Source organism: Arthrobacter sp. Soil736, from assembly GCF_001428005.1.
Lineage (GTDB): Bacteria > Actinomycetota > Actinomycetes > Actinomycetales > Micrococcaceae > Arthrobacter.
This window is the reverse complement of record NZ_LMSB01000034.1, coordinates 408,390-421,621: the sequence shown is the minus strand read 5'-3', so window position 1 is coordinate 421,621 and position 13,232 is coordinate 408,390. Positions and strand designations below refer to the sequence as shown.

At 66.2% G+C, this 13,232-nt stretch carries 11 protein-coding genes; 5 read left to right on the top strand and 6 right to left on the bottom strand.

Annotated elements, in window-relative coordinates; translation table 11 throughout:
• Nucleotides 1-4: 4 nt before the first annotated feature.
• The gene (locus ASG92_RS18985; protein WP_056631723.1) at nt 5-610 is read right to left on the bottom strand and encodes a TetR/AcrR family transcriptional regulator C-terminal domain-containing protein; all 606 of its coding nucleotides are present in this window, start codon (nt 608-610) and stop codon (nt 5-7) included.
• 155 nt (nt 611-765) lie between these two features.
• Between ASG92_RS18985 and ASG92_RS18980 the strand changes: the two genes are divergently transcribed.
• Complete coding sequence (locus ASG92_RS18980) at nt 766-2,223, top strand: APC family permease (protein ID WP_056631720.1); 1,458 nt, start codon at nt 766-768, stop codon at nt 2,221-2,223.
• Nucleotides 2,213-3,844, top strand: coding sequence for an amidohydrolase (locus tag ASG92_RS18975; protein ID WP_056631717.1), 1,632 nt, complete (start codon nt 2,213-2,215; stop codon nt 3,842-3,844). The genes ASG92_RS18980 and ASG92_RS18975 overlap by 11 nt, the downstream gene beginning before the upstream one ends.
• 169 nt (nt 3,845-4,013) lie before the next feature.
• Here ASG92_RS18975 and ASG92_RS18970 read toward each other — a convergent pair whose 3' ends face one another.
• The 4 genes from ASG92_RS18970 to ASG92_RS18955 form a co-directional block, all read right to left on the bottom strand.
• Complete coding sequence (locus ASG92_RS18970; protein WP_056631714.1) at nt 4,014-4,973, bottom strand: carbohydrate kinase; 960 nt, start codon at nt 4,971-4,973, stop codon at nt 4,014-4,016.
• A 119-nt stretch (nt 4,974-5,092) separates the two neighbouring features.
• Complete coding sequence (locus ASG92_RS18965) at nt 5,093-5,887, bottom strand: ATP-binding cassette domain-containing protein (RefSeq protein WP_056631712.1); 795 nt, start codon at nt 5,885-5,887, stop codon at nt 5,093-5,095.
• On the bottom strand, nt 5,884-6,930 hold the full coding sequence (locus ASG92_RS18960; RefSeq protein WP_056631709.1) for an ABC transporter permease: 1,047 nt from the start codon (nt 6,928-6,930) through the stop codon (nt 5,884-5,886). Before ASG92_RS18960 ends, ASG92_RS18965 begins: the two co-directional genes overlap by 4 nt.
• Nucleotides 6,931-7,078: 148 nt before the next feature.
• Nucleotides 7,079-8,197 (bottom strand): substrate-binding domain-containing protein, encoded by a 1,119-nt coding sequence (locus tag ASG92_RS18955; protein ID WP_056631705.1) that lies wholly within the window; start codon nt 8,195-8,197, stop codon nt 7,079-7,081.
• Between the two features lie 164 nt (nt 8,198-8,361).
• On the opposite strand from ASG92_RS18955, the gene ASG92_RS18950 reads away from it, so the two are divergent.
• Both ASG92_RS18950 and ASG92_RS18945 read left to right on the top strand, forming a co-directional pair.
• Entirely contained in the window at nt 8,362-9,360 is a 999-nt protein-coding gene (locus ASG92_RS18950; RefSeq protein WP_056631703.1) for a LacI family DNA-binding transcriptional regulator, read from the top strand.
• A gap of 66 nt (nt 9,361-9,426) precedes the next feature.
• The gene (locus ASG92_RS18945) at nt 9,427-9,720 is read left to right on the top strand and encodes a putative quinol monooxygenase (protein ID WP_056631701.1); all 294 of its coding nucleotides are present in this window, start codon (nt 9,427-9,429) and stop codon (nt 9,718-9,720) included.
• Nucleotides 9,721-9,834: 114 nt separating this feature from the next.
• Here ASG92_RS18945 and ASG92_RS18940 read toward each other — a convergent pair whose 3' ends face one another.
• Complete coding sequence (locus tag ASG92_RS18940) at nt 9,835-12,429, bottom strand: GH32 C-terminal domain-containing protein (protein WP_240987193.1); 2,595 nt, start codon at nt 12,427-12,429, stop codon at nt 9,835-9,837.
• A 298-nt stretch (nt 12,430-12,727) separates the two neighbouring features.
• On the opposite strand from ASG92_RS18940, the gene ASG92_RS18935 reads away from it, so the two are divergent.
• Complete coding sequence (locus ASG92_RS18935) at nt 12,728-13,066, top strand: hypothetical protein (protein ID WP_056631697.1); 339 nt, start codon at nt 12,728-12,730, stop codon at nt 13,064-13,066.
• The last annotated feature ends 166 nt before the right edge of the window (nt 13,067-13,232 follow it).

Genomic DNA, 13,232 nt, shown 5'->3' with positions numbered 1-13,232 from the left:
GTAGCTAAGCCAGCTTCGCCCGGAGTCCGCCGATAATCACGTCAAGGCCGAAGTCGAAGGCGTGCCCGCCCCGTTCCTCCGAGGGTCCTGCATTGCCGAGAGCGCGCTTGAGCGTGGGGTAGCCCTCCGCCGGCGGGTCCCAGACAACTTCCGGAGCAGCCAGGTCCAGGGCGGCTCCGAGGGCGAAGCTGTCGATCGTGGAGATGGCCGCCACCACGTCCCGTCCCCGGAACCCCGCCCCCTCAAGGGCCAATGCCAGGTCCTCATAGAGGCCGATGACGTCCGGATCGGTGATGGACTGCAGCACCAGCAGCGGCGCCAGCCGCGGATGGCGGGCAAAGGCGTCCCGGTAGGCGCGGATCAGGACCCGCAGGGCAGCCTCCCAGTCGCTGTGGTCAACAGGCGGATACGGCTCTTCGGTGATGATCCGGTGGCGCAGGAGCTCCAGGATCTCGTCCCTGCCGCTGACGTGGTTGTAGATGGAGGACTGGCTGACGCCGATCTTCTTCGCCAGTTTCGGAAAGCTGAAGTCGCCGCTCTCATCAACCAGCTCCAGGGCGGCCGTGGTGAGGGCCTCCACGGATATCAGCGGGAGGAGCGGGCGCCCCATGGGTTCTCCTGACTGCAGCTCTTGAACGTCAGACCCAGCCTAGTCGGCGGGACTCCGCGACGCCGTTTTGGGAAAACTATTGTGCTCTGCGCCACACGCCTCCATAATAAACGAAAGCCTTTCGTTTAGGCGGGCTCCCAAGAAAGGACGGACTAGTGCCGGATACCCAAACCAGACCACCGACGTCGTCCGCGGACGGCGTCCTCAAACGCGATGCCCTAGGTACGGGCGGCATCGCCTTCCTCGTTATCTCGGCAGCAGCACCGCTCACCGTCATGGCGGGCGTGGCACCCGTAGCCATCGGCGTGGGCGGCATCGGCGCCCCGGCCGGCTACCTCATGGCGGGCATCGTACTCACCCTCTTCGCCATCGGCTTCATGGCCATGACCCGCCACGTCAAGGCATCCGGCGGCTTCTACACCTACATCTCGCTGGCCATGGGCAAGACCGTGGGACTGGCCTCCGCCATCCTGGCGATCGTCTCCTACAACTGCCTCCAGATCGGCGTCTACGGTCTCTTCGCCGTCCAGACCCACGACATGCTCAAAGTGCTGTTCGGACTCGAGGTGCCGTGGCCGGCCGTCGCGCTCGCCGCCGTCGCAGCCGTATGGTTCCTCGGCTACCGGGGGATCGACGTCGGCGCGAAGGTGCTCGGCGTGCTCCTGGTCGCCGAGACGGGCATCCTGGCCGTGATGGGAGTGGGCATCCTCGGCAGCGGCGGAGCCCACGGGATCAGCGTGGGTTCCTTCAGCCCGGAGCAGGCGTTCGGCCCGGGCGTCCTGGCAATCCTTGGCATCTGCTTCGCCGCCTTCATGGGCTTCGAGTCCACCGTGCTGTACCGCTCCGAGGCACGCAACCCGGACAAATCCGTGCCGCGGGCCATGTACATCGCCGTCGGCTTCATGTCCGTTTTCTACGCCTTCATCGTCTGGACCGTGGTCCAGGCCTACGGCGAAGACCGTGCCGTGGAAGCCGCGGGCGAACTGGCCGGCGGGATGTTCTTCCAGACCATCAATCACTATGTGGGCCCGTGGGCCGAAGTGGTTATGTACGTCCTGATCGTGACCAGCGTCTACGCCTCGCAGCTGGCCTTCCACAACGCGATCAACCGCTACGTCTACATGCTGGCCCGCGACGGCGTGCTGCCCGCCTTCCTCGGCCGCACCCACCCCAGGTTCCAGTCCCCGCACCGCGCAGGCCAGCTGCAGACGGTTCTCGCCGCCGTGGTCATCACCATCTGCGCCCTGCTCAACGCCGATCCCTACCAGCAGCTGCTGATCTGGGTGAACACGCCGGGGATTTTCGGCATCGTCGGGCTCCAGGGCCTGGTTTCGGTCGCAGCCTTCCTCTACCTGCGCCGCAATCCGGCTGCGGCCACTCACAAACTGATGGTGCCGCTGAGCCTGGCATCGGCCATCCTGCTCTTCGGCGTGGTGCTGCTGATCGGCCTGAACATCGAGCTGCTCACGTTCGCCGACGCGCTGACCAATACCATCCTCATCCTGGTGACGCCCGTCGTCTTCATCGCCGGGCTCCTGGCCGCCCGCTGGGTGCGCCGCCACCGTCCCGATACCTTCGCACAGATTGGCAGCTTCGAAACCCATGAATCCTGATTTGATCATCCTCGCCGACACCGTCCACACGATGGACGGCCGGTCGCCCGGGAACCCCGCGCCCCAGGCCGTGGCGGTCCAGGGCGGCGTGATTGCCGCACTCGGAAGCCGTTCGGATGCCGAGAACTGGCCGGCCGCGGAGGTCATCGACTTCGGTGCCGCCGTGCTGACTCCCGGCCTGGTGGACTGCCACATCCACCCCGTCCTTGGCCTGGAGCTGACACGCGGCTGCGACCTGTCCGGCGCTAACGACCTTGCCGAGGTGCGCGCACTGTTGCGCGCCGAAGCGGCAGCAACAGCGCACGGGGACTGGGTGCGGGGCTGGGGCCTGGACCCCAACGTGTTCGGATCCGCCGCCGCCCACCGCGAGCTGATTGACGACGTCGTCGCCGGACGGCCCTGCCTCGTCCGCCTCTTTGACGGGCATTCAGCGCTGGCCAGTTCCCGCGCCCTCGAAATCGCGGAGGTCACCGGTCCGCGGAAGTTCGACCAGGCGTCGGAGGTGGTGTGCGACCCCAGCGGCAGGCCCACGGGGCTCCTGCTGGAGGCCGCCGCCGTCGAGCTCGTGGCGCAGGTGATGCCGGCGGAGTCCTTCGCCGAGCGGAAGGCGAGGCTGGCGGAACTCTTCACGCAGTTCGCGCGGTCCGGGCTGACGGGAGCGCACGTGATGGACTGCGGGGAGGGCTCGCTGGAGCTCTACCGGGCCCTCGAAGACGATCTTGACGGCGGCCTCCCGCTGCGCCTGAGGATTTCGCCGTGGTGCATGCCCGGCACCGGCGAGGAAGACTGGCACCGGCTCGCGGAGCAGATCGGACTGGGCGGAAAGCGCTGGGAGGTGGCCGGGATCAAGCTGTTCGTTGACGGCACGGTGGACAACGGCACGGCGTGGCTGTTTGAGCCCGATGTACATGGGGAGTCGGTGGCCCCGTTCTGGCCCCGCCCCGAGGAATATGCACAGGCGGTGCGCTTCTTCGCTGGCCGCGGCATTCCCACCGCCACGCATGCGATCGGCGACGCCGGAGTGGCCGCAGTCCTGGACGCCTTCCAGTCCCTGCCTCCCGGCGGACCGGCGGCCGTGCACCGGATCGAACACCTTGAAACCGTCCCGGACGACCTCATTAAGCGGTTCTCCCGCGCGGGCCTGGCGGCGAGCATGCAACCGACGCACTGCACCCACTACTCCCGCGCCGACCAGACGGACAACTGGTCCACCCGGCTCGGAACCGAACGCGCGAACAACGCCTGGCGGTGCGCGGACCTCCGCGCGGCGGGAACCACCCTGGGGCTCGGCTCCGACTGGCCGATCGCCCCGTTCGAACCGCTGCCCATTTTGGCGGACGCGCAATTACGACGGCGGGCCGGCCGCCAGGGCGAACAGCCGATCGTTCCGGGCCAGGCACTCACTGCTTTGCAGGCGCTCGAAGGCTACACCTCGCACGCCGCAAGGGCTGCGGGGGAATGGGCGGTCTCCGGGTCCGTCACAGTGGGCAAGCGCGCGGACTTCACGGTGTTCGACGTCGACCCGCTGTCGGTTGCCCCGGATGATTTGGCTGCTGCGCAGGCACTGGCCACGTTTGTGGACGGACGGGTGCAGCACCTGGCGGTGGGCTCTGCCAGGTAGGCTGCGGGCGGCGCCCGCGGCGGCGTCGGCTAAATGCCGGACGTCTCGGGCCTACTGAGCGAGCAACACGGGCCACCCCGGCCCGACAGCGTGCCCGGAGGCGGCCGTAGGTGACCCCGCGTTGCCTCGTTCTAGAAGCTCGTTCAAGAAGCAGGTGCCGGCGCCTGGATCACGCGACGACGGCGGCAGGAGCGGCCGCGCCATCCGGCAGGTCCGCGAGCAGCTCTTCAACCGTGGGCGGGTTGGCGCCGGGTCGGCGGACCGTGATGGCCGCGGCCTTCGAGGCCGTGCGTCCGAGGGTCTCCAGCACCGCCGGAGCCAATCCGTCGGTCCCGCGTGCGAGCAGACCGTAGATCAGCGCGGCCATGTAGGAGTCGCCGGCGCCGATGGTGTCAGCCACCACCGACGTGATGGCCGGGATGTGCAGCTGTATGGCCGGGGTGGCCAGCAGCGATCCCTCGGAGCCGCGGGTGACCACGGCCAGCCCGGCGCCGAGGCCCAGTATCCGCGCAGCGGCATCCTCAAGCGGCAGGCCCGGGTAGAGCCACTGTGCGTCCTCGTCGCTGAGCTTGACCACGTCCGTCAGGGGAACAAGCTCCTCGAAGATGGCCCTGGCCTCGGCCTGGCTGCCCAGCAGCGCAGGACGAATGTTGGGATCGTAGGTGACCATGCATTCCCGGTGCGACTGCTCCAGGAGTGCCTTGACCGCGGCGGCACCGGGCGCCAGGAACGTGGCGATCGAGCCGGTGTGGAGCACCTTGGGGAGGAACGCCGGGGCCACCGGAGGGAGTTCCCAGCTGATGTCGAAGTCGTACCGGGCGGAGCCGTCGGCGGCGAGAGTGGCGGTGGCGGACGCCGTCCGGCCCGGCGTCCTGGAGCCCGGCAGCAGCACGACGCCGGCGCTGCTCAGGTGCGCCTCGATCGCTGCGCCGCGGTCGTCGTCGCCGATTGACGTCAGGAGGGCGGCGCGGACGCCGAGGCGTCCAAGCCCGTACGCGACGTTCGCCGGCGATCCGCCGGGGTGTTCAACGGTACCTTCTGGAGAGGTGACGACGTCGACCAGCGCTTCGCCGATGACGATCACTTCGGGGGTTGCCGGGGGAGCTGCGCTGGAATGGGTCTTGAGCATGGCAGGGCCTTTCACGGAGCCGTCCGCGGACCTGTCTAAGGCCCGCGGACGGAGTTGGGGAGGGTAAAACGGTGGTGCGGTAACACGTTCGTGCTGAAATTCGGTGGTACTGTGGCCGGCTAGGCCGTGGCGGCACCCGTCATGATCGCCACCGCATCGGTCATGCTGTGCGACTGAGGCGTGATGGTGGCCGCGCACTTGCCGAGGCGCTGGATGTGGATCCTGTCCGCCACGTCAAACACGTGGGGCATGTTGTGGCTGATCAGGATGACCGGCAGGCCGCGGTCCCGGAGGTCCCGGACCAGCTGCAGGACCTGGTTCGATTCCCGCACGCCGAGGGCCGCCGTCGGCTCATCCAGGACCACCACCTTGGAACCGAATGCGGCGGCGCGGGCCACGGCGACGGCCTGACGCTGGCCGCCGGACAGGTTTTCCACCGGAACCGTCACGTCCTGGAGCGTGGAGATGCCGAGCCGGGTCAGCTCCTCCTTGGCCTTGCGGCGCATGCCCTTGGTGTCAAGGACGCGGAAGATCTTTCCCAGTGGGCCGGGAACCCGCTCTTCCCGCCCCAGGAACAGATTGGAGGCGACGTCGAGTGCAGGTGACACGGCAAGGTTCTGGTAGACCGTTTCGATGCCGTGGACGCGTGCGTCCTGCGGGCGCTTGAAGTGGACTTGCTGGCCGGAAACGAACAACTCGCCCGAGTCCGGGACCTCGGCCCCGGTGAGGCACTTGATGAGTGTGGATTTTCCGGCACCGTTGTCGCCGATGATCGCCAGGACTTCGCCCGGGTACAGGTCGAGGCTGACACCGTCCAGACCTACAACGCGGCCGAAAGTCTTGACGAGGTTCCTGGCCTGCAGGATCGGCTGCCGGACCTCGGTGTTGGCCGGCTGGATTTGGGTGGCGGTCATGATTTCACCTTTCGGATCCACTGGTCGATCGACACAGCGAGGATGATGAGGACGCCCACGGCGAGGGTCTGGTAGAGCACATCGAGACCCGCTAGCGAGAGGCCGTTGCGGAACACCCCGACGATCAGCGCTCCGAGGAGGGAGCCCCAGATGGAGCCGCGTCCGCCAAAGAGGCTGGTTCCGCCAATCACCACGGCGGTGATGGAGTCGAGGTTCAGGTCCACGCCGGCGTTGGGGCTGGCTGCGTTCGTGCGGCCGATCTGGATCCACGCGCCAACGGCGAGCACGGCCCCCGCTGCGAGGTAGACGCTCATGAGGACGCGGTTCACCGGGATACCGGCCAGGCGGGCGGCTTCCTTGTCATCGCCCACCGCGTAGACGTGTCGGCCCCAGGCGGTCTTTCCGAGGATGAACGCGACCGCGATGTAGAGCAGGAGCATCATGACCACGCCGGTGGAGATCCGCACGGGACCAACCGGGAACGTGCTGCCCATCCATGTCAGCAGGCCGGGCATGCTGGAGCCGCGGACTGTGGAGCCGCCGGAGTAGAGGAGCGTCACGGCGATGAAGATGTTCAGCGTTCCGAGCGTGACGATGAACGGGGGGAGCCGGAACCTGGTGACCAGGAAACCGTTCAGCGCCCCCGCTGCCAGACCCACGACGAGGCCGAGGAGGAGAGCGAGCGGAGCGGGCGCGCCGCTGCCGACGGCGAGTTGGGCCACCACCATGGAGGCGAGGATCATGACCGCACCCACCGAGAGATCGATGCCGGCGGTGAGGATGATGAGGGTCTGAGCGATGGCGAGCGTTCCTACCACCGAGACCTGCTGGGTGATCAGGGACAGGTTCTCGACCCGCAGGAACCTCTCATTGAGGAGCCCGAAGACCACCACCGCAACAAGCAGAACAATGGCCGGGCTTAGTGCGGGATAGCGGTGGAGGATGTTGCGGATTCGGCTGAGCGGGGTCTGGCGGTCGAGGAATTCCTCGGCCGGGTCTGCATGCCCTGCGGCGGGCGGGCCTGCGGTCTGTTGCTGGGTCACTGTTGCTCCTGAACTTCAAGGTCCTGCTGGGGTTGGTTCGGCTGGGGCTGGTGCGGCTGCTGCTACTTCTGCCGCGGATTCTCCTGCTGTGAACCGCGGGAAGGTACTGCATATTCAGCACCTTCCCGCGGTGCGAGGTCAATGCTTGTTACTTGCCCCAGCAGATCTTGGAGGCGTCGGAGGTGGTGATGCTCTTGACGCCGTCTGCGGCCTTGTCCGTGACGAGCTCCACGCCGGTGTTGTAGAAGTCCAGTCCTGCGGAGTTGGCTGGCTTCTTCCCGGTCTTGGCCAGCTCAACGATGGCCTTGACGCCCAGTTCCGCCATCTTCACCGGGTACTGCTGGGCAGTTGCACCGATGACGCCGGCCTTGACGTTGTTGACGCCCGAGCAGCCGCCGTCCACCGAGACCACCAGCACGTCCTTTTCCTTGCCGGCGGACTTCAGCGCCTCGAAGGCGCCGGCCGCAGCCGGCTCGTTGATGGTGTAGACCACGTTGACGTTCGGGTTCTTGGCGAGGAGCGTCTCCATGGCGGTCCGGCCGCCGTCCTCAGCACCCTGGGTTGCCTGGCTGCCCACGATCTCGTAGTCGCCGCCCTTGCCGCCGGTGTACTTTCCGGTCTTGGCCTCGTCACCGTTCTTCTTCTTGTCCGCGGTGTCGATGCCGAGGCCGCTGAGGAAGCCCTGGTCCCGGTTGTAGTCCACGGAGACGACCTTGTCGTCGAACAGGTCCAGCAGCGCGATGGTGGCTTTCTTGCCGCCCAGCTGCGCGGCGGTCCACTTGCCGATCAGTTCACCAGCGGCGAAGTTGTCCGTGGCGAAAGTAATGTCGGCGGCGTCAGCGGGGTCCGGCGGAGTGTCCAGGGCGATGACGAACAGGCCGGCGTCCTTGGCTTTCTTCAGCGCATCCACGACGGAAGGGCCGTTGGGCGTGATGAGGATGCCCTTGTCACCCTTGGAGATTGCGTTCTCGATTGCCTGGATCTGCGTTTCCTCGTCGCCGTCAGCCTTGCCGGCCGCGAGCTTCAGGTCCACGCCGTCTGCTTCGGCAGCCGTCTTGGCGCCATCCTGCATGGAAACGAAGAACGGGTTCGAGGTGGTCTTGACAATCAGGGACACGCCGACCTTCTCGGCCGAAGAGCTTCCGGCTGACGAGGTGGTTGGGGAACTCCCGCCGCAGGCGGTGAGGCTGAGCGTGCCGAGGGTCAGGACTGCACCGATGGCAAGCAGGCGGTGGGTGACTGTCCGCGGGGCTTTGGAACTCAACATTGAATCTCCTGGTTTCGTGGCACTTCTGGTGCCTGACAACGATGTCATGCATCATGTAATCAAGATCACAAGGTACAGTCAAGAGAAATTCGATGATGAAGGACCAAGTAATGACAACGATGTCTAATCGTTACCAGCCTGACGGAGCGAAGAACCGGCCCACGATGCGCCACGTCGCGGCACTGGCCGGCGTCGGCATCAAGACCGTCTCCCGGGTGATGAACGATGAACCGGGCGTGTCCGAGGCAACCCGTCAGCGCGTCCTCGGCGCCTCCCAGCAGCTCAATTACCAGCTGGACATGGCAGCGGGAAGCCTCCGCCGGGCCGGCCGCCAGACCCTCTCCATCGGGCTCCTGCTGCCAAGCGTGTCCAACCCCTTCAGCGGCGAGATTCACCGCGCCCTGGAGGACTCCCTGACCGCCCGAGGTATTGCGGTCTTCGCCGCCAGCCTCGACGACGACCCCGAACGGGAGAAAGCACTGGTTGCCGCCTTCCTTGGCCGGCGTGTTGATGGCCTGGTCCTGACCCCCATCGCCAAGAGCCAGGCCTACGTCATTCCGGAGCATTCGCGCGACCTGCCCATGGTCTTCATTGACCGTGAACCGGTGGGCGTTGAGGCGGACGCCGTGGTGACGGACAACGCCGTCGGAGCCGCCAAGGCCGCCCGCCACCTGATCGCACACGGCCACACGAAGCTTGCCTACCTGGGTGACCGTACAGACATCCAGACAGCCCGCGAACGCCGGCGGGGCTTTATTGAGGAACTCGGCCGGGCCGGCATCGCGACGTCCACGGTTCCGGTGCTCGAGGGCCTGCATGACGAGGAGTCAGCCCGCCAGGCGGCCCTTGGGCTGCTCAGGTCCGACGATCCGCCCACGGCTATATTCTCCAGCCAGAACCTCGTCACGTTCGGGGTCATGCGGGCTCTCAAGGAGCTCGGCGCCAGCAAGCGCGTGGCCCTGGTGGGGTTCGACGACTTCACCCTGGCGGACATGATGGACCCCGGCATCACCGTCATTGCGCAGCATCCCGAGCGGATCGGGAAGCTCGCCGCAGAGCGGCTCCTAGCCAGGATCGACGGCGATGACGGGGCCCCGCAGACGTACGTCGTTCGGTCCGAGCTCATTGAGCGCGGATCAGGGGAACTCCGCCCACCGCACTGAGCCGGACCGCCCTTTGATCGGCAACGATTTCAACCACCCATACCGAACCTTGAAGAGGGGAATCCCATGACCAAAACGCTGTACGCCGAATTCACCGTAAAACCCGGCAGCGAAGCCCGCGTAGCGGAAATGATGCGCGAGCTGACCGAGCAGGTGCGCAGGGAGCCCGGCAACCAGCTGTTCCTGCCGTACACCCGGGAAAGCAATCCCCGGGAGTACTTTGTGTTCGAGGTCTATGAGGACGCCGCGGCATTCCAGGAGCACATCAGCGCGGATTACGGGGCCACGTTCAACGGGGAGCTGGCGGATCACATTGAGGAGGACGGCTCGGTGCTGACCTGGCTGCAGCCGGTTCACTGACGCCCACTTCAGGCTGCAACCCGCACAGCCCGGCAACGATGAGGGCCGGTGCCCGCATAATTCATGCGGGCACCGGCCCTTTCGCTCGTGTGTCTCAGTGAACTGCCCGGGAACCTAGCCTCGGTTCTTCGTAGGCTTTTCCGCTGTTCCGAACATGGACTTGGCCAGCGGCGTGACGGTGATCGACTTCAGCTGGGCGGTGCCGCCCTCGGCGAAGAGCGCCACCTGGTTTGCACCCTGCTCCGGGAAGACCTGGTCTGTTATGGTCCGCAGCCCGTTCTGGGCGAAGACCTCCACGGACGACCGGTCGACGTAGATGCGCAGGGTCACGTTGCCGTTGGCGTCCACCGAGACGGGAGCCGAGTCCACCGAAGCGAAAAGCGGGTGGAAGGCGGTGTTTCCGGAGTTGCTCCGGTCCACGAACAGCTCTCCGGCCGCCCTGTCATAGCCAATGACGGTGGACGTGTTGCCGTTCCCCAGCACCGTGATTCCCGCTTTCGACGCCGTGCCGGGCGCCAGTGTCACGTCGATCCGTTGCACCTGCCCGAAGGCGGCCGCCGGCAGCGCGTGGGTGCCCGGGGCGATGTTGCGCGTCCGCTTTTCTGCATAGCTCACGCCTGTGCCGAGGCCATCCACCTGCTGGGCGGCCTTCTGGGTCAGCCGCGGCCCGCTTGCCGTCTGTGTCAGCGCAACCTCGCGGGGCAGGGACATGGCGCTGCGCCACGGTGTTGTCGGAATGCTGTTGGCATAGTCCCAGTTGTTCATCCAGCCGAGCATGATGCGCTTGTCCTGGGGCATGTTGCCAAAGGAAACGGACGCATAGTAGTCGCGGCCGTAATCCAGCCAGTCGTAGGACTGCAGCCGGGGCGTTGCCGGCCGGGGTGACGCCACGAACTCATCGGCAAGAATGTGGCCCCAGCCGAACCGGTTATTGTCCACCACCCTGATGCTGGCCCGCCGCCCCTTGAACTCCGCGACGTTCCAGGATGCCCAGTCCAGGACTTCGCTGTTCGCGCCGGTGGCCGTGCGGACCACCTGGCCGTCGACCACGAGGTTCACGGTGGTCTCGTCGGAGCGGGGAACGGCGGCCTGGTCCGTGAGCATGACATGGTCAAGCGTGAGGTGCCCCCAGCCTCCCGTGGCCTGGTCCACGATCCGAAGTTGTGCCGGCTGCCCGGCGAATTCCGACACGTCCCAGCTCTTCCAGTTGAGGGCGCCGGCGTCGTCCCCTGCGAGGCTGCGCACCACGTTGCCGTTCACCAGCAGCTGGACCTCGAGCAGCTGGCCGGAGTCCGCCGTGCGGTGCCCTCCGCCCACCAGCATGCTCATGAAGTTCCGGGAGAGGAGGAACGACGGCGACGTCATGGTTCCCTGCCTGTCGTCACCGGGAGCTCCACCCGCTTCGAACGTGTTGATGCGCTTTGCGCCGATGAAGAAGTCACCGCCCGCGGTGGCGGGCTGGAATGCCGGGGCGAGATCGCCGGTCCCCGTCCAGCCGGCGTCGGCCAGGGTGGAACCGTCGGCGACTTCGAAACCGTTGAACAGCAGGTCGCCGGGCGGCGGCGTGTTGTCCAGCTTGTCCGAGACGCGCGGATGCTGGCCGCCGCCCACCAGGAAGTTGAGGTAGTCGCTGTCCACCGTAAATTCCGGGGAGTTCATGGCGCCGAGCGGCCAGTCGCCGTCGTTAAAGGAGTTGATCAGGCCGGTGCCGGCAAAGCCGGTGACGCCGTTCTGCCCTGCCAGGGTTCCGGCTGCAGGGGCATCCCCGAACGGCCCGTTCTTCCAGTTGCCGGGTTCGTTGTTCACGGTCCAGCCGTTGTAGGTGCCGTCGTTGAAGCCCGCAAGGGGGGTGCCGGCGGGCAACGAGTCGCTGGCCTTCGTGCTTTCGGAAGTGAAGGTGGTGCCGTCGAACCTGCCCGCGAAATACTGGCCTGCCGACCCTCCGGCCACGCCGCCGGGGTTGATGTTGACCACCATGACCCACTTGATGTTCGCTGGATCGCCGTCGACCGCGAGGGGGAAGAGGTCGGGGCATTCCCACAGCCCGCCCGTGGCGTTGGCCGGGCCGAACTCGCTGAGCGGCGTCCACTCCTTGAGGTTGCTGGACTTGTAGAGCAGCACCTTGTGCTCCGTTGCTTCGACGGCGGTCATCACCCAGTAGCCTCCGCCTCCGGGGGAGTCGTACCAGAACACCTTGGGGTCGCGGAAGTTCGCCGAATTGCGGTTGAGCACCGGGTTGGCGGCGTACTTCGTCCACGTCTGGCCGTCATCCAGGCTGTACGCCAGCGACTGTGCCTGCAGCCCCCGGTACGGTGAGGCGTCCTTGTAGGCGCTGGTGAAGATTGCCACCATGGGCGGTTTCTCGGCGGTTCCGAACCCGGACGAGTTGTTCTTGTCCACCACCACGCTGCCGGAGAAGATGTCCTGCTGGTCATCTGTTGGGATGGCCAGCGGCTGCTCCTTCCAGTGCACCAGGTCCGTGGATGTGGCGTGGCCCCAGGACATGTTTCCCCACGTATTTCCTGACGGATTGTGCTGGTAGTAAAGGTGGTAAAGGCCCTTGTAGTAGACCATCCCGTTGGGATCGTTCATCCAGTTCTGTTTCGGCGTGTAGTGGATCGCAGGGCGGTATTGCTCGTCTCCTACCGTTACTGCTGCCGGCGCAGGTCCTGCTCCGGCCAGCGCCGCGGCCAGGCTGAGTCCCGCCATGGCTAGCGCAGTACATGCCTGCATTCTTCGTGAATTTCTGGTGTGCATATTGCTGAGATCGCCCTTCATTGCGCGTGTCCTCCCGCAGACAACGTTGTCAGTGACTGGAACGCTAGGTGATGTCCACGAGACAAGTCAACGATTCGATTCCGCGGTGCAACGGAGCGGTCGCGGGGCAACTTTTCGGGCCCAGGCAGGTAAGTCGCACGTCGACACCGTTGTCAGAAGAACTGTCGACGCAGCCGGCGCCGGGGTCAGCCTGCGAAGGCTGCCATCGGCCGGTTGTTAGGCTGGAAGCATGAAACGTACCTTCCTCGCCCTGTCCATGATCCCCGCGCTGGTACTTCTGGCGGGCTGCGGCCAGGCCCAGGAAGCCGCGCAGAATGCGGCCAGCTCGGCGGCGTCCGGGGTGGCCAACGCCGCGGCCGAGCAGGTGAAGGGCCAGATCTGCGCCTTGCTGGAAGACGGGCTGGTCAGCGCGTCGGACAAGGCAGCACTAACCGGACTCGTGGCTGGCGCCGAAACCGCCGGCGTTCCGTCCGAGATCACGAGTCCGCTCAAGGAGATTGCCCAGGCCGGAGACCAGGTTCCCAGCGAGTCAGTTGCCGAGCTCCGGAAGGCCTGCACCGCATCTTGAGCCGCATCGGGTCCAAGGGACGCTACCGGTAGATGGTGAGTAACGCTGCCCCGAATATCGCCAGAGGTGCTATCAAAGCGGCGCCGACCACGACAACCATGGAGAATCCCCGGTTGCCGCTTTTCTCGCGATAAATGCGCCCAAGTAGCCGTGTACCGGTTCAGGC